This is a genomic window from Agromyces albus (genome assembly GCF_004134825.1).
Classification (GTDB): domain Bacteria; phylum Actinomycetota; class Actinomycetes; order Actinomycetales; family Microbacteriaceae; genus Agromyces; species Agromyces albus.
Genome location: NZ_SDPN01000009.1, coordinates 1 through 17,360 on the forward strand (window position 1 = coordinate 1; position 17,360 = coordinate 17,360).

General features: G+C 69.5%; 20 protein-coding genes. 18 read left to right on the forward strand and 2 right to left on the reverse strand.

Annotated elements, in window-relative coordinates:
- The coding region (locus ESP51_RS06540; protein ID WP_164990437.1) for a dihydrolipoamide acetyltransferase family protein at positions 1-1,103 on the forward strand (1,103 nt) is incomplete at its 5' end.
- Positions 1,104-1,172: 69 nt separating this feature from the next.
- On the opposite strand, the gene ESP51_RS06545 is transcribed toward ESP51_RS06540, so the two are convergent.
- Together ESP51_RS06545 and ESP51_RS06550 are read right to left on the reverse strand one after the other, a co-directional pair.
- On the reverse strand, positions 1,173-1,652 hold the full coding sequence (locus ESP51_RS06545) for a GNAT family N-acetyltransferase (RefSeq protein ID WP_241843020.1): 480 nt from the start codon (positions 1,650-1,652) through the stop codon (positions 1,173-1,175).
- Between the two features lie 46 nt (positions 1,653-1,698).
- Positions 1,699-2,184, reverse strand: coding sequence for a GNAT family N-acetyltransferase (locus ESP51_RS06550; protein ID WP_164990438.1), 486 nt, complete (start codon positions 2,182-2,184; stop codon positions 1,699-1,701).
- Between the two features lie 157 nt (positions 2,185-2,341).
- On the opposite strand from ESP51_RS06550, the gene ESP51_RS06555 reads away from it, so the two are divergent.
- The 17 genes from ESP51_RS06555 (at position 2,342) to ESP51_RS06635 (ending at position 17,360) form a co-directional block, all read left to right on the forward strand.
- Positions 2,342-3,427, forward strand: coding sequence for a metal ABC transporter substrate-binding protein (locus ESP51_RS06555; protein WP_206737229.1), 1,086 nt, complete (start codon positions 2,342-2,344; stop codon positions 3,425-3,427).
- 4 nt (positions 3,428-3,431) lie between these two features.
- Entirely contained in the window at positions 3,432-4,253 is an 822-nt protein-coding gene (locus ESP51_RS06560; protein ID WP_129520103.1) for a metal ABC transporter ATP-binding protein, read from the forward strand.
- Between the two features lie 47 nt (positions 4,254-4,300).
- On the forward strand, positions 4,301-5,263 hold the full coding sequence (locus ESP51_RS06565; protein ID WP_129520104.1) for a metal ABC transporter permease: 963 nt from the start codon (positions 4,301-4,303) through the stop codon (positions 5,261-5,263).
- Positions 5,263-6,105 (forward strand): metal ABC transporter permease, encoded by an 843-nt coding sequence (locus ESP51_RS06570; protein WP_129520105.1) that lies wholly within the window; start codon positions 5,263-5,265, stop codon positions 6,103-6,105. The genes ESP51_RS06565 and ESP51_RS06570 overlap by 1 nt, the downstream gene beginning before the upstream one ends.
- Positions 6,102-6,515, forward strand: a complete 414-nt coding sequence (locus ESP51_RS06575; protein WP_129520106.1) for a Fur family transcriptional regulator — start codon at positions 6,102-6,104, stop codon at positions 6,513-6,515. The genes ESP51_RS06570 and ESP51_RS06575 overlap by 4 nt, the downstream gene beginning before the upstream one ends.
- Before the next feature lie 374 nt (positions 6,516-6,889).
- Complete coding sequence (locus ESP51_RS06580) at positions 6,890-8,200, forward strand: quaternary amine ABC transporter ATP-binding protein (RefSeq protein ID WP_129520107.1); 1,311 nt, start codon at positions 6,890-6,892, stop codon at positions 8,198-8,200.
- The gene (locus tag ESP51_RS06585) at positions 8,197-9,150 is read left to right on the forward strand and encodes an ABC transporter permease (protein WP_129520108.1); all 954 of its coding nucleotides are present in this window, start codon (positions 8,197-8,199) and stop codon (positions 9,148-9,150) included. The genes ESP51_RS06580 and ESP51_RS06585 overlap by 4 nt, the downstream gene beginning before the upstream one ends.
- Before the next feature lie 11 nt (positions 9,151-9,161).
- Positions 9,162-10,049: a glycine betaine ABC transporter substrate-binding protein gene (locus ESP51_RS06590; RefSeq protein ID WP_241843021.1), complete on the forward strand. Its 888-nt coding sequence runs from the start codon at positions 9,162-9,164 to the stop codon at positions 10,047-10,049.
- Positions 10,050-10,219: 170 nt separating this feature from the next.
- Positions 10,220-11,260 (forward strand): LacI family DNA-binding transcriptional regulator, encoded by a 1,041-nt coding sequence (locus ESP51_RS06595; RefSeq protein ID WP_164990439.1) that lies wholly within the window; start codon positions 10,220-10,222, stop codon positions 11,258-11,260.
- Between the two features lie 68 nt (positions 11,261-11,328).
- Complete coding sequence (locus ESP51_RS06600) at positions 11,329-12,099, forward strand: ThuA domain-containing protein (RefSeq protein WP_129520111.1); 771 nt, start codon at positions 11,329-11,331, stop codon at positions 12,097-12,099.
- Entirely contained in the window at positions 12,096-13,214 is a 1,119-nt protein-coding gene (locus ESP51_RS06605) for a Gfo/Idh/MocA family protein (RefSeq protein ID WP_129520112.1), read from the forward strand. The genes ESP51_RS06600 and ESP51_RS06605 overlap by 4 nt, the downstream gene beginning before the upstream one ends.
- Before the next feature lie 220 nt (positions 13,215-13,434).
- The gene (gene rpmB, locus ESP51_RS06610) at positions 13,435-13,671 is read left to right on the forward strand and encodes a 50S ribosomal protein L28 (protein ID WP_129520113.1); all 237 of its coding nucleotides are present in this window, start codon (positions 13,435-13,437) and stop codon (positions 13,669-13,671) included.
- The gene (gene rpmG, locus ESP51_RS06615; protein WP_021760158.1) at positions 13,671-13,838 is read left to right on the forward strand and encodes a 50S ribosomal protein L33; all 168 of its coding nucleotides are present in this window, start codon (positions 13,671-13,673) and stop codon (positions 13,836-13,838) included. Before rpmB ends, rpmG begins: the two co-directional genes overlap by 1 nt.
- Positions 13,839-13,841: 3 nt before the next feature.
- On the forward strand, positions 13,842-14,147 hold the full coding sequence (gene rpsN / locus ESP51_RS06620) for a 30S ribosomal protein S14 (protein ID WP_129520114.1): 306 nt from the start codon (positions 13,842-13,844) through the stop codon (positions 14,145-14,147).
- 260 nt (positions 14,148-14,407) lie between these two features.
- Positions 14,408-14,695 carry an HU family DNA-binding protein gene (locus tag ESP51_RS06625; protein WP_129520115.1) on the forward strand — a complete coding sequence of 96 codons (288 nt, stop codon included), beginning with the start codon at positions 14,408-14,410 and terminating at the stop codon, positions 14,693-14,695.
- Positions 14,696-14,802: 107 nt separating this feature from the next.
- Positions 14,803-16,821 (forward strand): bifunctional copper resistance protein CopD/cytochrome c oxidase assembly protein, encoded by a 2,019-nt coding sequence (locus ESP51_RS06630; protein WP_206737230.1) that lies wholly within the window; start codon positions 14,803-14,805, stop codon positions 16,819-16,821.
- Complete coding sequence (locus ESP51_RS06635; protein ID WP_241843022.1) at positions 16,818-17,360, forward strand: gluconokinase; 543 nt, start codon at positions 16,818-16,820, stop codon at positions 17,358-17,360. The genes ESP51_RS06630 and ESP51_RS06635 overlap by 4 nt, the downstream gene beginning before the upstream one ends.

The window sequence follows — 17,360 nt, forward strand, 5'->3', positions numbered from 1 at the left end:
CTCCCGCAGCGCCTGCTGCACCGGCGGCCGAGGAGGGCGGCGGCGCCGTGCTCGTCGGACACGGCAGCTCGGGTCCTTCGGCGACCCGCCGGCGGCGTCATCCGTCTCCCGGTGGAGCGCACGAGAACTTCACGGCACCCACTCCCCCGCCGCCTGTGGCGGCTCCCGCGGCGCCGGCGCCGGTGCCGGCTCCGGCCCCGGCCGCACCCGCTCCTACCGCGGCATCCGCTCCCGGACCGCGTCTGCCGGTGATCGCGAAGCCGCCGATCCGCAAGCTCGCGAAAGACCTCGGCGTCGACCTCTCGCGGGTCGCCCCCACCGGACCCATCGGCGACATCACACGCGACGACGTGATTCGCGAGGCGAGCCAGGCGAGCGTGTTCCGCAACATCCAGACGCCCGAATGGCCCGAGGGCCGCGAAGACCGCATTCCGGTGAAGGGCGTTCGCAAGGCGATCGCCAGCGCCATGGTGCAGAGTGCATTCCAAGCGCCGCACGTGAGTGTGTTCGTCGACGTCGACGCGAGTCGCACGATGGAGTACCTGAAGCGACTCAAGGCCTCCCCCGACTACGCGGGAGTGAAGGTGTCGCCGCTGCTCATCATGGCGAAGGCGATGATCTGGGCGGTGCGCCGCAACCCGACGGTGAACGCGCAGTGGACCGACAGCGAGATCATCGTCAAGCATTACGTCAATCTCGGCGTCGCCGCGGCGACCCCCCGCGGTCTGCTCGTGCCGAACGTCAAGGAGGCGCAGGCGATGACGCTCGTCGAGCTCGCCGCCGCACTCGAGCAGCTCACGCTCACGGCTCGCGAGGGCAAGACGCAGCCCGCCGAGATGCAGGGAGGCACGATCACCATCACGAACATCGGCGTCTTCGGCATGGACACCGGCACGCCGATCCTGAATCCGGGCGAGGTCGCGATCGTGGCGCTCGGCACGATCAAGCAGAAGCCGTGGGTCGTCGACGGCGAGGTGCGCCCCCGATTCGTCACGACGATCGGCGCCTCGTTCGACCACCGGGTCGTCGACGGCGACGTCGCGAGCCGATTCCTCGCCGACGTCGCGTCGATCATCGAGGAGCCGGCGCTGCTGCTCGAGTGATCGGGGCTGGTGTTCCGCGCGCCTGGCTGGCGCGGTCGCCACTCCCCCGCCGGCGAGCCGAGCGGCGTGTCAGCGGCGCGTCTCGTAGGCGACGGATGCCGCATCGCGACGCACCTCGACCAGCCCGGCCTTCTCGAGCACCCGTTGCGAGGCGAGGTTCCCGGGCGTCGTGTCGGCGCGCGCTCCGAGTGCACCGTGTGCGGCCGCCGTGCTGAGTGCAGCGACGACCGCCTCGGTGGCGAGGCCGGACCCGCGAGCGGCTTCGACCAGCCCGTAGCCGAACTCCACGAAGCCGTCGTGGTCGGGAGGACCGAAGAAGCCGAACCCGCCGACGGCACGATCGTCGCCATCGAGGCGGATGACGTACGGCCCGAAGGGCGCGGGGTCGCCGTGCGGCCCGATGAGGCTCAGATACATCCGTGCGACATCGAGCTCGTCGTCGGTCGGATATCCGGCCGCCCACACGTCGCCGTGCGGGTCGCCCTCGAGGAGACGTCGAGCGTGCGCCGGCGTGTAGGGCACGAGCCAGAGCCGATCGGTCCGGATCACCGGCAGATCGCCGCGCGTGCTGCCCGATGCATCCGCTGGGAAGGACTCAGAGACGGATCTCATAGGTGACGGCGGTCTTCGAGCGCCTGGCCTCGACCAGGCCGGCGTGCTCGAGCACGCGGCGGGCAGGCAGGTTGGCGATCTCGGTCTCGGCACGAGCGATGGCTGCGCCAGCCGAGCGGGCGAGGGTGAGCGCGGCCTGCACGACGTGGAGCGCGAGGCCCTGACCGCGCACGGCGGGCACGAGGCCGAAGTCGAACTCGACGACGCCGTCGGCGCTCGTCGGGCCGAACAGGTTGACACCGCCGATGGCGGCGCCGTGCTCACCGCGGCGCACGAGATAGGGCCCGAACGGGGCGGGATCGCCGCTCTCGCGGACGGTCTGCACGAAGGCGCTGAGAAGCTCGGGCTCATCGGTGAAGGCGTAGCCGCCCTCCCACCCGTCGTGCGGGTCGACCTCGCCCGCGAGCACGCGCACCGCGTCGGCGAGGGTGAACGGATGCAACGTCAGCGGGGTTGTCGTCGTATCCACGGGCATCACTCTCGCACGTCGGTACGACACTTTCCAGACCCTTTCCACAGGATCGGGGGAATGCCGCCATCTACCTCGTGTTGCACTCTCACGAGATGAAGAGCCGGTTGCTATGGTGATTTTGACAACCATTATCAATAAGCGTAGCGTCGAAGACATGAGACGACGCCACGCTGATTTCCGCCGCCCGCTTGCGCCCATTGCGGGAGTCGCGATGCTGGCGGCCGGTGCGCTCGCGCTCACCGGATGCGCTGCGACGGCGGCATCCGGCAACGGTGCTGAAGGCGGTGCCAAGATCGTCGCGACGACCACACAGGTGGGTGACTTCACGCGAGAACTCGTGGGTGATGGCGCCGAGGTCACCCAGTTGCTCTCAGCCGGACAGAGCGCCCACGGCTTCGACCCGTCGGCAGCCCAACTGCTGGCCCTCACCGAGGCCGACGCGCTCGTCGTGAACGGTGCCGGCCTCGAGAGCTGGCTCGACGACGCGGTGCAGGCTTCGGGCTTCGACGGCGAGCTCATCGACGCGAGCTCCGGCATCGAGCTCTTCGGCACCGACGACCACGAGGCGCACGCCGACGAGGCGGCCGAGGAAGGCGCTGAGGACGCGCACGCCGACGAGGCGGAGGAGCACGCTGAGGACGAGCACGCTGAGGACGAGCACGCCGAGGGGAACCCGCACATCTGGACCGATCCCGAGCTCGCCGAGCACATGGTCGAGAACATCGCCCACGGCCTCGCCGCAGTGCCCGGAATCGACGCCGGCACGGTCGAGGCGAACGAGTCGGCCTACCTCGAGAAGCTCACCGCCCTCGACGACTGGATCGAGGAGAACGTCGCAACAGTGCCGGTCGAGCAGCGACTGCTCGTGACGAACCACGACGCGTTCACCTACTTCGTCGCCGCATACGATCTCACGTTTGTCGGAAGCGTCATCCCCGGATTCGACGACAACGCCGAGCCGAGCGCCGCCGAGATCGACGACCTCGTCGCCAAGATCCGCGAGACGGGCGTCAAGGCCGTGTTCTCCGAGGCATCGATCTCCCCCGAGGCCGCCGAGACCATCGCGACCGAGTCCGGAGTGAAGGTCTACTCCGGCGAGGACGCACTCTACGGGGACTCGCTCGGTGCCACTGGTACCGATGGCGAGACGTACCTGGGCAGTCAGGAGCACAACGCGCGACTCATTCTCGAGTCGTGGGGGGTCGAGCCTTCCGCGCTCCCCGCCGTGCTGCAAGGATGACTGGATGACTGACGCCACCGTGCTCCGCCTCGAAGGCGCCGCCTTCACCTACCCTGGCGGCGCCGGTGTGAGCGAGCTCGACCTCGCGGTCGAGGCAGGCGAAGCGGTGGCACTCATCGGGCCGAACGGCGCCGGCAAGTCGACGCTGCTGAAGGGTGTCCTCGGGCTCGTGCCGCTCACGGCGGGCAGCGTGCAGCTGGGCACCGCGGCGGCGTCGGTGAACGCGAGCACCTCGAACGACTCGACTGCATCGGCCGAGCCCGCGACGCATGCCCGGAACGGCATGGTGAGCTTCCTCCCCCAGTCGGCCGAGCTCGACCCCGACTTCCCGATCAGCCTCGAGCAAGTGGTCATGCAGGGCCGATACCGCGGGCTCGGGCTCCTGCGGTGGCCCGGCCGGGCCGATCGGCAGGCGGTCCGCGAGGCGATCCAGACCGTCGGCCTCGCCTCGCTCGCGAAGCATCGCTTCGGCGAGCTGTCGGGCGGGCAACGTCAGCGGGGCCTGCTCGCTCGCGCCCTGGCATCCGAGCCTCGACTCCTGCTGCTCGACGAGCCGTTCAACGGACTCGACCAGGCGAACCGCGACGCGCTCATCGACACCATCCGCACGCTCAAGCACCGTGGTGTTGCCGTGGTCGTGTCCACGCACGACCTCGAGCTCGCGAGGCTCGTGTGCGACACGGTGGTGCTCGTGAACGGCACCCAGCTGGCGAGCGGACCCGTCGACGAAGTGCTCACGCTCGGCAACGTGCAGGAGTGCTTCGACGGGGTCGGCGTCGAGATGGACGAGCACACGCTCGTGGTGCCCGGCCACGAGGGCCACTGAATGCCGCAGATCGCATACACGGCGGATGCCCGGGGGAGTGGCGCCCGATGAACCTGGTCGACGCGCTCTTCGGCTCCTTCGCGATCCCGTTCATGGGGCGGGCGCTCGTCGTCATGCTCGTACTGGCGGTGGTCGCCGGCCTCGTCGGAGTCCTCGTGAACCTGCGCGGCCTCGAGTTCATCAGCGACGGGCTCACCCACGCCGTCTTCCCGGGCCTCGCGATCGGGCTGGCCGTGGGCGGCACGGCCGGCCTCATCCCGGGCGCCGCGATCGCCGCACTCGCGGGCGCCCTCGCACTCACCTGGCTCGACCGCGCGGGCATCACTTCCGATGCCGCGATCGCCATCGTGCTCACGGCGACCTTCAGCGTCGGCGTCATCGTGGTCTCGCGCAGCTCCGACTATGCGGGCGAGCTCGAGGCGCTCCTGTTCGGACGGGTGCTCACCATCCCGCCGTCGGAGGTCGTGCCGCTCGTCGTGGTGAGCCTCGTCGCACTCGCGGCCGTCGCGCTCACGCTCAAGCAGCAGCTCTTCCGCGCGTTCGACGCGCGTGGCAGCCGCGCCGCCGGCGACTCGTCGCTCGTGCTCGACCTCGTGCTGAACGCCGCCGTCGCACTCGTGGTCGTAGCGGCGGCGAGCACGATCGGCACGCTCCTCGTGCTCGCGCTGCTGATCGTCCCGGGCGCCGTCGCCCGGCTGGCCACCGAGCGCATGTGGTGGCTGTTCCCCGCCGCCGCGGCCTTCGCCGCCATCGCCGCCTGGCTCGGGCTCGCGGCTGGCTATGCGATCTCGGTGGGCGGCGGCTTCGACCTCCCGGCCGGGAGCACCGTCGTCGGCGTGTTCGTGATCGGCTACGGGGTCGCGCTGCTCGTGCGCGTGCTCCTCGACCGGCGTCACGCGCGGACGGGGCGCCCGCGCCCGACGCTCGAAGACGCGCGCGAAGCGCGGCGCGGCGCGGAGATGGCCGGCCTCCTCAGCACGCCCCTGGTCTCCCCGCGAAAGACGAGCTGATGGGCTACTTCGAGCGTGCCCTCTTCGCGGCGGTGGTGATCGGTGCAGGGGCGGGTTTCGTGGGCGCCCTCGTGGTGCTGCGTCGCCGCACGTTCTTCGCACAGGCACTGACGCACGCGACCTACCCCGGCGCGGTCGGCGCGGCGGCGCTCGGCGTGAGCGTGCCGCTGGGCGCGGCCGTGGCATCCGTCGTGCTCGTCGCCGCGATGGCGGCCATCGCCCGCGTGCGCCGACAGGGCGCCCAGGTCGCGGCCGGCATCGTGCTGACCGGTGGGTTCGCCGCCGGAGCGCTGTTGCAAGCGGCGATTCCCGGACTCCCCGTTCGCGCCGAGTCGCTGCTCGTCGGGTCGATCCTCACCGTGAGCGACGGAGATATTCTGCTTGCGGCATCCGTCGCGCTCGTCGCGGTCGCGCTCGTGGCGGCGTTCGGCAAGGAGATCGCGTTCTCGACCTTCGACCAGGCCGGATTCCGGGCGGCCGGATTCAGGGAGTGGCCCATCGAGGTGCTCGTGCTCGGGCTCATCGCCGCGTCGGTGGTGAGCTCCCTGCCGGCGGTCGGCGCCATCCTCGCGATCGCCCTGCTCGCCGCCCCTGCCACGGCCGCGCGGCTGCTCGTGCCGAGCTTCCGAGGCATCCTGATCGCCGCTCCGGTCATCGGTGCGGCATCCGGCGTGCTCGGGGTGCTCGCCTCTCGCACGTTCGCGATCGCAGCCGGGCCCGCGATCGCCCTCGCCGCGACGGCGTTCTTCCTCCTGGCACTGGGAATCTCCAAGCTGCGCGGGCTACCGTTGAACCCAGTCGCCTCACCGGTGGCGACCGCAGAGGACGCACGAATCGCATGAAGAGAAACACCTGGCAACGCGAAGCCGTACGCGAAGCGCTCGACGACACCGAGGGCTTCATCAGCGCGCAGGCGCTCCACGGGGCGCTGCACCAGACGGGTTCGCCGATCGGCCTCGCCACCGTCTACCGCGCGCTCGGCGACCTCGCCGCCAACGGCGAAGCCGACTCGCTGCAGTCGCCCGACGGCGAGGCGCTCTACCGGGCGTGCAGCACGACCGGCCACCACCATCACCTGATCTGCCGAAACTGCGGACTCACCGTCGAGATCGCCGCCGACGAGGTCGAGGCCTGGGCCAAGAGGGTCGCCGCCGACCACGGCTTCACGGCCGCCGCGCACGTCGTCGACGTGTTCGGGCTGTGCGCCAACTGCACGAAACTGCTGGCCGCGGGGGAGCAGCCACTCGCGTAACCAGCTGGTGTGGTTGCCCGACGCACCCGTTCAGCGAAAGCCCTGATGGCATGGGGTTTCACCGGGCCGCATTTGGGCAGCGCGCGGATCGTCGATACGGTGGTCGACGGTCCACAAGACCCAACCGCCCAGTCCGCGCTCACGAATTCCGGTTTCGGAACACGTGATCGTATGGTTCGGCGGCGTGGCATACGGCCCCGATGGCCGTATGTGACGAGGCCTGGATTCGCCCGGCGACGATGAACTCGTCCCGCGCTTGAGTCCGGGCTTCCGACGCGTCGTCAACCCGGTCGTGAACCATGAGCTCGCCCCACCGAGCGATGATGGCGCACGTCCTCGTGCGTGTCATCCGGCGTGCCTCCCGGAGCACCGATATGACCGCACCACCCGCAATCGCGGCACGCAACCTCAGCAAATTCTTCGGCCGCAAGCCGGCCGAAGCGATCGAGCGCCTGCGCGCCGGCGCCAGTCGAGCCGAGCTCGCGTCGCTCGGCACGCCGGCCGTCGTCGATGCCGACTTCACCGTCGAGCGCGGCGAGATCTTCGTCGTCATGGGGCTCTCGGGCTCCGGCAAGTCGACGCTCATCCGCATGCTCAACGGGCTCATCGAGCCGACCGGCGGCACCGTGACGGTCATGGGGGAGGAGCTCACGGGCATCTCGCCCAAGCGGCTCCGGCAGCTGCGCCGTAGCCACGTCTCGATGGTGTTCCAGCACTTCGCGCTGCTTCCGCACCGCAGTGTGCTCGAGAACGCCGCCTATGGACTCGAGATCCAGGGCGTCGCCGAGGCAGAGCGGCGCGAACGCGCCGAGCACGTGCTCGATCGCGTCGGCCTGGCCGGCTGGGACGAGCGCATGCCCTCCGAGCTCTCGGGCGGAATGCAGCAGCGCGTCGGGCTCGCCCGCGCCCTCGCCTCCGACACCGACATCCTGCTCATGGACGAGGCGTTCTCGGCACTCGACCCCCTCATCCGCCGCGAAATGCAGGAGCAGCTCGTCGAACTCCAGCAGGAGTTCGGCAAGACCATCGTCTTCATCACGCATGACCTCAACGAGGCGATGTTCCTCGGCGATCGCATCGCCGTCATGCGCGACGGCAGTATCGTGCAGCTCGGCACCGCCGACGAGATCCTCACGGATCCCGCCGACGACTACGTCGCGCAGTTCGTGAACGACGTCGACCGGGCGCGAGTGCTCACCGCGGCATCCGTCATGGAGGCGCCTCGCGCGCTCGTCTCGTCATCGGCCGGGCCGCGCACCGCGCTGCGCACGATGCGGGACCTGCAGACCTCGTCGGTCTTCGTCGTCGGACAGGGACGTCGCCTGCTCGGCGCCGTGCAGGACCGCGATGTGATGCGGCTCGTGAAACGCGGCGACCGCTCGCTCGAGTCGGTGATCCGCGACGACGTGGCGTTCGTCGATCGACAGACCTATCTCTCCGACCTGTTCGAGAGCGCCGTCGAGAGCGTGCTCCCGCTCGCGGTCGTCGACGACCAGCATCGGCTCATCGGCGTCGTACCCCGCGTCACGCTGCTCGCCGCGCTCGGCAACGTGTCGTCGGCGACGGGCGAGCACGCCGTCATCGAGCCGCCGGCGACCATCGCCGTCGAGACGATCACCGCCACGCTGCACGAGACCGCCCTGCTGGGCGAGTCGGATGTCGCAGAGGAGAAGGCCTTCGCATGAACGACTTCCGTCTCCCCCTCGGCCAAGTGGTCGAAGACGCCATCGACTTCGTCACGGAGGTCTTCGGCGGGCTCTTCGATGTGATCCGCATCGTCTTCGCCGGTCTCTACGACGCCGTCGACCTCGCGCTCTCGACGCCCCCGTTCTGGATCGTCATCGTCGCCATCACCGCGCTCGGCTACTTCGCCCGTGGTTGGGTGCTCGCCGTGGGCAGCGCGGTCGGACTGGTCCTCGTCGTCGGCGTCGACCAGTGGGACAACGCGATGGACACCCTCGCCCTCGTGCTCGTCTCGAGCCTCATCGCGGTGGCCCTGAGCGTGCCGCTCGGCATTCTCGCGGCGCGATCCGAGCTCGCTTCTCGAATCATCCGCCCGATCCTCGACTTCATGCAGACGATGCCGGCCTTCGTCTACCTGATCCCCGCCCTCATCCTGTTCCGGGTCGGCATCGTGCCCGGCATCGTCGCGACGATCGTGTTCGCGATGGCGCCCGGTGTGCGCCTCACCGAACTCGGCATCCGCGGCGTCGACAAGGAAGTGGTCGAGGCCGGCCACGCCTTCGGGTCGTCACCGTCGCGCATCCTCCGCCAGATCCAGCTGCCCCTCGCGATGCCGAGCATCATGGCCGGCGTCAACCAGGTCATCATGCTCTCGCTCTCGATGGTCGTCATCGCCGGCATGGTCGGCGCGGGCGGACTCGGCGGCGAGGTCGTCGCCTCGCTCGGCCGCATCGACATCGCACTCGGCTTCGAGGCCGGCCTCTCGGTCGTCATCCTCGCGATCATCCTCGACCGGCTCACCGGAGCCCTCGGCTCGCAGCGGCGGAAGCCGAAGCGTCGTGCATCCGGCGACCCCACCACCCGGATCGGCACCCCTGATCCCCGTCGCGCGGAACCGCGCGACTCCGCATTGCCCGTGCCACAGCACGCGGGAGGAAAGGAACACTCATGAGAAGACGTCGAATGACCAGTCTCATCGCCCTCGGAGCAGCAGGAGCGCTCGCGTTCACGGGCTGCGCGAGCGGCACCGGCGCAGCGGGCGGCGACCTGCTCGAGAACGGTGACCGCAGCGAGCTCACGATCGCCGTGTTCAACGGATGGGACGAGGGCATCGCCGCGAGCGAGCTCTGGAAGGCCATCCTCACCGAGCGCGGCTACGACGTCACGCTCGAGTACGCCGACCCCGCGCCCGTCTACTCGGGTCTCAGCACCGACGACTACGACGTGACCCTCGACACGTGGCTGCCGATCACCCACCAGGACTACATCGACCAGTTCGGCGACGACCTCGTCGACCTCGGCGCCTGGAACGAGGACGCCAAGCTCACCATCGCGGTGAACGAGGATGCCCCGATCGACTCGCTCGAGGAGCTCGCGGCGAATGCCGACAAGTTCGACGACCGGCTCATCGGCATCGAGCCGGGCTCGGGCCTCAACCGGGTCACGACCGACGACGTCATCCCGACCTACGGCCTCGACGACCTGGAGTACATCACGTCGTCGACTCCGGCCATGCTCGCCGAGCTGACGGCGGCGACGGAGGCCGGCGAGAACGTCGCGGTCACGCTGTGGCGCCCGCACTGGGCCTACGACGCGTTCGCGCTCAAGGACCTCGAGGACCCCGAGGGCACGCTCGGCGACGCCGAGGGCATCCACTCGTTCGGCGGCAAGAGCTTCGAGGCGAACTTCCCGACGCTCTCCGAGTGGCTGACCGACTTCACGATGGATTCCGAGCTGCTCTATTCGCTTGAGAACGCCATGTTCAACCAGGCCGAGACGGATGACTACGGTCCCGCCGTCGAGAAGTGGATCTCCGAGAACCGCGAGTACGTCGACTCGTTGACGTTGTAACGCAGATCAACGGCGGGTGAACGGATGCAGCGGCATCCGCTCACCCGCCGTCGTCGTCCCTGGGCATGGGCGCCCGAGCCCTCCGCTCGTGGGTCCCTTGACCGCCGCCGACTTTTATGCTTAAAATCCTCCGCGGCATCAGACCCCGGAGCACCGAAGGGAGGCGGCGAATGAGCGGCGAATCGACCCGCACACCCCGCAAGGCGAGCATGTCCGACGTCGCCGAGCTCGCGGGCGTCTCGACGATGACGGTCTCGAACGTCATCAACCGGCCCGAGGTCGTCTCCGAGGCGACCCGCGAGAAGGTCCACGCCGCGATGCGCGCCCTGCGATACCGCAACAACCTGGTCGCCCGCAGCCTCAGGCTCGCGCAGCCGCGGCAGATCGCCTACGTGCTCCCCGCCCAGGACACCGGGGGCAACCAGTACATGGACACGTTCCTCCACGACCTCGCCGCCGCCTGCCAGGCGGTCGAGCGGAACCTCACCCTCGTCACCGAGCGCGACGCCGAGGCGCTCATGACGGCCTGCGAAGACCTGTACTACGGACAATCGGTGGCGGGCTTCGTCATCTCCAACGTGTGGTCGACCGACCCGCGCCCGGTCGGCCTGCGCGAGCGCGGCATTCCGTTCGCGGCCTACGGCAGGACCGCCGAGGCCTTCACTGCCCCGTGGAGCTGGGTCGAAGGCGACGCCGCACTCGGTATCGCGCTCGCCGTCGAGCATGTCGCCGAGCGCGGGCACCGCGAGCTGGCGTTCGTGGGCGCCGACTCCGGCAACGTCACCATGGCCCTGCGCGAGACCGGCTACCGCGAAGCGTGCGTGCGACTGGGGCTCACCGGATCACTCGACAACACACGGATCGTGCCATGCGACGGCGACCTCGCCTCCGGCGTCCGTGCCGCCGCCGACCTCCTCGATGCCCCCTCGCCCCCGACTGCGATCATCTGCGTCTCGGACCCCCTCGCGGCGGGTGTCCTCATCACGCTGCAGCGCCGCGGTCTCGCTCCGGGCCGGGAGGTGGCCGTCACCGGCTACGACGACACGACGCTGACATCCTTCGGCACGGTCGGCATCACCTCGGTCCGCCAGCAGTCGGCGGCCATCGCTTCGGCACTGGTGCGCCTCGTCATCGAACGGCCCGACGAACCCGAGCACCTCCTGCTGCCGCCCACGCTCGTCATCCGCTCCAGCACCGACCCGGCGGCGTGACCGATCTTCATGCCCCCAAGGCTTTCAAGCTCACTAGACACCAACACCCAGAAGAGGAGAAGGTCCACATGGCCGCACAACCGATCCGAGTCGTCGTATGGGGCGAGAACCGGCACGAGCAGGTCGAGCCGTCCGTGGCCGAGCGCTACCCCGACGGCATGCACGGCGCCATCGCCAATGGCGTCGGTGAATGGCTCGGCGACAACGCGAGCATCACCACGCACACCCTCGACGAGCCCGAGCACGGGCTGACCTCCGACGTGCTCGACGAGACCGACGTGCTCGTCTGGTGGGGCCACGCTGCACACGGCGAGGTCGCCGACGAGATCGTCGAGCGCGTCCACCGGCACGTCCTCGCCGGCATGGGCCTCGTCGTTCTCCACTCCGGGCACTGGTCCAAGATCTTCACGAAGCTCATGGGCACCACCTGCACGCTGCGCTGGCGCAGCGAGCACGACCGCGAACTGGTGTGGACCGTGAACCCGCAGCACCCCATCGCCCGCGGCATCCCGAACCCGATCGTCATCCCCGAGCAGGAGATGTACGGCGAGTACTTCGACGTGCCCACCCCCGACGAGCTCATCTTCATCAGCGGCTTCACGGGCGGCGAGGTCTTCCGCAGCGGCATGACCTACCGCCGCGGTTTCGGCCGCATCTTCTACTTCAGCCCCGGCGACCAGGACTTCCCGGTCTACCACCACCCCGACGTCAACCACGTGATCGCCAACGGCATCGAATGGGCCCGGCCCGACCGCGAGCGCGAGACGCCGACCCTGCTGCGCTACGAGACCGACGACTTCTTCAACGGCCAGGGCTACCGGGGAGCGTTCGAGCGATGAGCTTCCGAACCATCGAATCCGAGGGGCCCCTCCGCCTCGTCGTGGTCGGCGCGGGCGGCATGGGACGGGCCTGGGCCCACACCATCAAGGCCGACCCCGATGCCGAACTCGTCGGGATGGCCGATCTCTACGTCGAAGCGGCCGAATCCGCAGCCGCCGACACCGGCATCCCCGGCCTCGCGGTGGGCACCGACGCGGTCGAACTCGCGCGGCGCGTCGGCGCGGACGCCATCGTGAACGCCACCATTCCAGAAGCGCACCACCCGGTCACGATCGCGGCGCTGCACGCAGGCTTCCCCGTGCTCGGGGAGAAGCCGGTCGCCGCCACCGTGGCGGAAGGTCTCTCGCTCGCCGCGACGGCCGAGCATACCGGGCAGCTGTTCATGGTCAGCCAGTCCCGCCGCTACCACCCGGCGCTGCACCAGGCCAAGCGTCAGGTCGCCGGGCTCGGGACCGTAGGGATCGTCGCGGTCGACTTCTTCAAGTCCCCCCGCTTCGGCGGCTTCCGTGACGAGATGGCGAGCCCGCTCCTGCTCGACATGGCCATCCACCAATTCGACATGGCCCGGTTCCTGCTCGACGCCGACCCCGTCTCCGTCTCCTGCGAGGAGTACAACCCGGGCTGGAGCTGGTATGCCGGCGACGCGGCCGCGAACGCGGTCTTCGCGATGGAGGGCGGCGCCCGGTTCACCTACAACGGCTCCTGGTGCAGCCCCGGCCATGAGACCTCCTGGAACGGTTCCTGGCGGATCTCGGCCGAACGCGGCTCCGTCCTCTGGGACGGCGAGAACGACCCGAGCACCGACCCCGACGAGGAGACGGAGCCCGGCGACGACCCCGGCAGGGAGATCGCGGGGTCGCTCCGCGAGTTCATCGCCGCCGTCCGGCACGGCCGAGAACCGATGGGGCGCGTGCACGCCAACATCATGAGCCTCGCCATGGTCGAGGCAGCGACGCAGAGTGCGTCCCAAGGGCGGCGGGTCGCGATCGACGACGTGCTCGACCGCTCCTACGACGCCGCGCTCGCGACCGAGCGCGACGCCGAAACGCTCGGCGTCCTGAAATCGTGGCCGACCGTTCGCGAGGCCCTGAGCCCTCAGGAGGAGCGACACTGAGCGAAACCCTCAACGCCGGCATGATCGGCACGCTGTAGGGATCGTTTCGGCCGCACCGCCCGAACCTGATAAGATCGACCTTTGGCTGGGCACTTCCACTGCCCAGACCGCGACAATCCCCATCGAACTTCGCGAGAGATCGCGGGCATTCGTGCGGGATCGTCAGCAGACAAGAGACCTTGGGAGGGGCATCCGCCCCTCGGTATTGGAGGAAACCACTATGGCCGCAGTGTGCCAGGTGACCGGAGCCGTTCCCGGCTTCGGACACAACATCTCGCACTCGCACCGCCGGACGAAGCGCCGCTTCGACCCGAACGTGCAGAAGAAGACCTATTACGTGCCGTCGCTTCGACGTAACGTCACCCTCAAGGTGTCCGCCAAGGGCATCAAGGTGATCGACGCTCGTGGCATCGAGTCCGTCGTGAAAGACATCCTGGCCCGCGGGGAGAAGATCTGATGGCAAAGCAGCAGGACATCCGCCCCATCATCAAGCTCCGCTCCACGGCCGGCACCGGGTACACCTACGTGACCCGCAAGAACCGCCGCAACAACCCCGACCGTCTCGTGCTCAAGAAGTACGACCCCGTAGTGCGCAAGCACGTCGACTTCCGAGAGGAGCGCTAAGACATGGCCAAGAAGAGCAAGATCGCGCGCAATAACCAGCGCCAGGTGATCGTCGACCGTTACGCGGCCAAGCGCCTCGAGCTGAAGAAGGCGCTCGTCGACGAGAACGGCACCGACGAGTCCCGCGAAGCAGCCCGCAAGGGCCTGCAGAAGCTTCCCCGCGACGCGTCGCCGGTTCGCCTGCGCTCGCGCGACGCCATCGACGGCCGCCCCCGTGGCATGCTCACGAAGTTCGGCGTCTCGCGCGTCCGCTTCCGTGACATGGCGCACCGCGGCGAGCTGCCCGGCATCACCAAGTCGAGCTGGTAAGCCACAGCCTGTGCCGAGAGGGGCGTCCCGCAAGGGGCGCCCCTTTTGTCGTCCCTGTGGGTCGCGGATGCCGCGGTGCGGGCGCCCGGCATGTGCGACACGCCGGAGCCAGTCTGCGAGATGCATCCGGAAATCCGCGGGATTCCGCGGATCTCTGCTACATTCAAGGCGGCCCGATCGGCCACGGGGGCGGTTGAACGATCGTTCCCGAGAACTCACTATTGCTGTACCGAACAGCGAAGGTCCGAGGAGGACATTCAATGGCTGACAAGTCGCTCAACAAGACCGAGCTCGTCGCGAAGGTCGCTGCATCGACCGGGCAGAGCCAGGCCACCGTCGACGCCGTCCTCGGCGGCCTCTTCGAGGCGCTCGCCGAGTCCGTGGGCAACGACACCAAGGTCTCGATCCCGGGTTGGCTCGCCGTCGAGCGCACCTCGCGTGCCGCTCGCACCGGCCGCAACCCGCAGACGGGTGCCACGATCGAGATCCCGGCCGGACACTCGGTCAAGATCTCGGCGGGCTCGAAGCTCAAGGCTGCTGCCAAGTAGCATCTGAGACTCCCGAAGGGGCGCCGGCGCAAGCCGAGCGTCCCTTCGTCGTCTCCGGGGCCGATGGCCTCGGGGCCGCTCACGGCAGCGCCGTCTAGGCTGGTTCGGTGCCCCGCTCCGTACGCGTGCTCGGCCCTGCCGTGCTCCTCGCCGTCGCGCTTCTCGCGACGTTCGCCGGCCTCGCCTACGGCGGGGGAGCGGAGCCGTACCTCATCCAAGACCCCGGCCCGATCGCACGATTCGGGGTGCCGGTCGCGAAGCTGCTCGTGAACCTCGGTGCGGCCGGCATGCTCGGCGCGCTCGTGCTCGCGGTGTGGGCACTGACCCCCGAGCGCCGTGAGTTCGATCTCGCGCTCGATGTGGCCGCAGCATCCGCAGCCCTGCTCACCGTCGCGAGCGCCGCGACCGGGTTCTTCACCTTCATGGTCGTGACGGCGGTGCCGTTCGACCTCAGCGAGTCGTTCGGGCAGAAGCTCGGCCAGTTCGCGACCACCATCGAGCTCGGCCAGGCGTGGCTCACGACGACACTCGTCGCCGCCGCCGTGACGGTGCTGTGCTTCGCGGTGCGCAACCAGACGGCGCTCGTGTTCGTCACCGTGGTCGCCGTCGCGGCCCTCGTGCCGCTCGCCCAGCAGGGGCACGCCGCCGGGGCGGCCGGACACTCCGAGGCCATCACCGCACTCGGACTGCACCTCGTGTTCGCGGGCGTGTGGGTGGGCGGGCTCGTCACGATGGTGCTGTTGCGCCGCGAGCTCGGCAGCGACCGGCTCCCGGTGGTGCTCTCGCGCTACTCGACGGTCGCCCTCATCTGCTTCATCGTCGTGGCACTGTCGGGGTATGCGAGTGCCGCGCTGCGCATCGGCACGTGGGACGAGCTCGGCACCCCCTACGGCTCGCTCGTGCTCGTGAAGGTCACGGCGCTCATCGCGCTCGGCCTATTCGGCGCGGCGCAGCGGCGGTTCCTGATCGGGCGGATCGTCGGGGCGGGGGAGGGTGGCCTCGATACGCCTGCTTCGCGGGCTACTCGACCACCGGGTGCTCGGCAGCCGGCGTTCTGGCTGCTCGTCGTCGCCGAACTCGCCTTCATGGGGCTCGCGTCGGGCGTCGCCGCAGCCCTCGCCCGCACGCCCACCCCCGTGCCCGAGCAGACGGGTACGCTCGCCCGCACGCCCGCCGAGATCCTCACGGGCGAGCCGCTGCCGCCGTGGCCCGAGTGGCACCGGTTCTTCACCGAGTGGAGCCCCGACCTCATCTGGCTGCTCGCGAGCGGCTTCGGCATCTTCTTCTACCTCGCCGCCGTGCGCCGGCTCCGCAAGCGCGGCGACAGCTGGCCGATCTACCGCACGGTGCTCTGGGTCGCGGGCCTGCTGCTGCTCGCCTACATCACGAGCGGCGGCGTGAACGTGTATGAGCAGTACCTCTTCTCCGCGCACATGGGAGCGCACATGGTGCTCACCATGGCGGTGCCCGTGCTGCTCGTGCCGGGTGCGCCGGTCACTCTCGCGGCACGCGCCATCCGTCCCAGGAAAGACGGCAGCCGCGGCGGCCGCGAGTGGATCATGCTCGCCGTGCACTCGAGGTTCGCGGGCATCATCGCGAACCCGATCGTCGCGGCGCTGCTCTTCGCCGGCTCGCTCTGGGTGTTCTACTACTCGCCGCTCTTCCGCTGGACGATGCTCGACCACATCGGGCACGAGTGGATGATCGTGCACTTCCTCATCACGGGCTACCTCTTCGTGCAATCGCTCATCGGCATCGACCCGGTGCCCTATCGGCTGCCGCACGCGTTCCGGCTCGTGCTGCTGCTCGGCACCATGGCGTTCCACGCCTTCTTCGGCCTCGCCATCATGTCGGGCACCGGACTGCTGCTCGCCGACTGGTACGGCGCGATGGGCTGGGGCACCGACGCGCTCGTCGACCAGCAGCTCGGCGGCGGCATCGCGTGGTCGATCGGCGAGATCCCCACGGTGGCACTCGCGATCACCGTCGCGATGCAGTGGGCGCGAAGCGACGAGAAGGAGTCGCGGCGCCGAGACCGCCACGCCGACCGCACTGGCGACGCCGAACTCGAGGCGTACAACGCACGGCTCGCGGCGATCGCCGAGCACGATGAGAGCAGGTCATGAACGGGGCGACGGATGCCGCAGCCGGCACGAGATCCGCGCCCTCGCGGATCGTCGTGATGGGCGTGGCCGGCTCGGGCAAGTCGACCGTGGGCGAGGCCCTCGCTGCACGCCTGGGAGCGGACTTCACCGACAGCGACCAGCTGCATCCGCCCGCGAACATCGAGAAGATGTCGAACGGCATCCCGCTCGACGACGACGACCGCCGGCCCTGGCTCGACCTCGTGGGGGCGACCCTCGCCGCGGCATCCGGAGCCGGCATCGTCGTGGCCTGCTCAGCGTTGCGCCGCCACTACCGCGACCGGATCCGGCTCGCCGCGCCCGACACGGTCTTCGTGCACCTGCACGGCGATCGCGCAGTGCTCGCAACGCGGCTCGGAGCCCGGCGGGGACACTTCATGCCCGCGTCGCTGCTCGACTCGCAACTCCGTTCGCTCGAGCCGCTCGACGACGACGAGGCGGGCGTGGTCGTCGAGCTCGGAGCTCCGATCGATGAGGTCGTCGACTCCGCGCTTGCAGGGCTCAGCGGCTTGCGCCGCTGA

What these genes read in the sequence shown, in the direction of transcription:
- rpmG (WP_021760158.1), top strand. Translation starts at nt 13,671, where the DNA reads ATGGCAAAGCAGCAGGACATCCGCCCCATCATCAAGCTCCGCTCCACG.
- ESP51_RS06605 (WP_129520112.1), top strand. Translation starts at nt 12,096, where the DNA reads ATGAGCTTCCGAACCATCGAATCCGAGGGGCCCCTCCGCCTCGTCGTG.
- ESP51_RS06600 (WP_129520111.1), top strand. Translation starts at nt 11,329, where the DNA reads ATGGCCGCACAACCGATCCGAGTCGTCGTATGGGGCGAGAACCGGCAC.
- ESP51_RS06575 (WP_129520106.1), top strand. Translation starts at nt 6,102, where the DNA reads ATGAAGAGAAACACCTGGCAACGCGAAGCCGTACGCGAAGCGCTCGAC.
- ESP51_RS06560 (WP_129520103.1), top strand. Translation starts at nt 3,432, where the DNA reads ATGACTGACGCCACCGTGCTCCGCCTCGAAGGCGCCGCCTTCACCTAC.
- rpsN (WP_129520114.1), top strand. Translation starts at nt 13,842, where the DNA reads ATGGCCAAGAAGAGCAAGATCGCGCGCAATAACCAGCGCCAGGTGATC.
- ESP51_RS06565 (WP_129520104.1), top strand. Translation starts at nt 4,301, where the DNA reads ATGAACCTGGTCGACGCGCTCTTCGGCTCCTTCGCGATCCCGTTCATG.
- ESP51_RS06590 (WP_241843021.1), top strand. Translation starts at nt 9,162, where the DNA reads ATGACCAGTCTCATCGCCCTCGGAGCAGCAGGAGCGCTCGCGTTCACG.
- ESP51_RS06625 (WP_129520115.1), top strand. Translation starts at nt 14,408, where the DNA reads ATGGCTGACAAGTCGCTCAACAAGACCGAGCTCGTCGCGAAGGTCGCT.
- rpmB (WP_129520113.1), top strand. Translation starts at nt 13,435, where the DNA reads ATGGCCGCAGTGTGCCAGGTGACCGGAGCCGTTCCCGGCTTCGGACAC.
- ESP51_RS06555 (WP_206737229.1), top strand. Translation starts at nt 2,342, where the DNA reads ATGAGACGACGCCACGCTGATTTCCGCCGCCCGCTTGCGCCCATTGCG.
- ESP51_RS06595 (WP_164990439.1), top strand. Translation starts at nt 10,220, where the DNA reads ATGAGCGGCGAATCGACCCGCACACCCCGCAAGGCGAGCATGTCCGAC.
- ESP51_RS06580 (WP_129520107.1), top strand. Translation starts at nt 6,890, where the DNA reads ATGACCGCACCACCCGCAATCGCGGCACGCAACCTCAGCAAATTCTTC.
- ESP51_RS06635 (WP_241843022.1), top strand. Translation starts at nt 16,818, where the DNA reads ATGAACGGGGCGACGGATGCCGCAGCCGGCACGAGATCCGCGCCCTCG.
- ESP51_RS06585 (WP_129520108.1), top strand. Translation starts at nt 8,197, where the DNA reads ATGAACGACTTCCGTCTCCCCCTCGGCCAAGTGGTCGAAGACGCCATC.
- ESP51_RS06570 (WP_129520105.1), top strand. Translation starts at nt 5,263, where the DNA reads ATGGGCTACTTCGAGCGTGCCCTCTTCGCGGCGGTGGTGATCGGTGCA.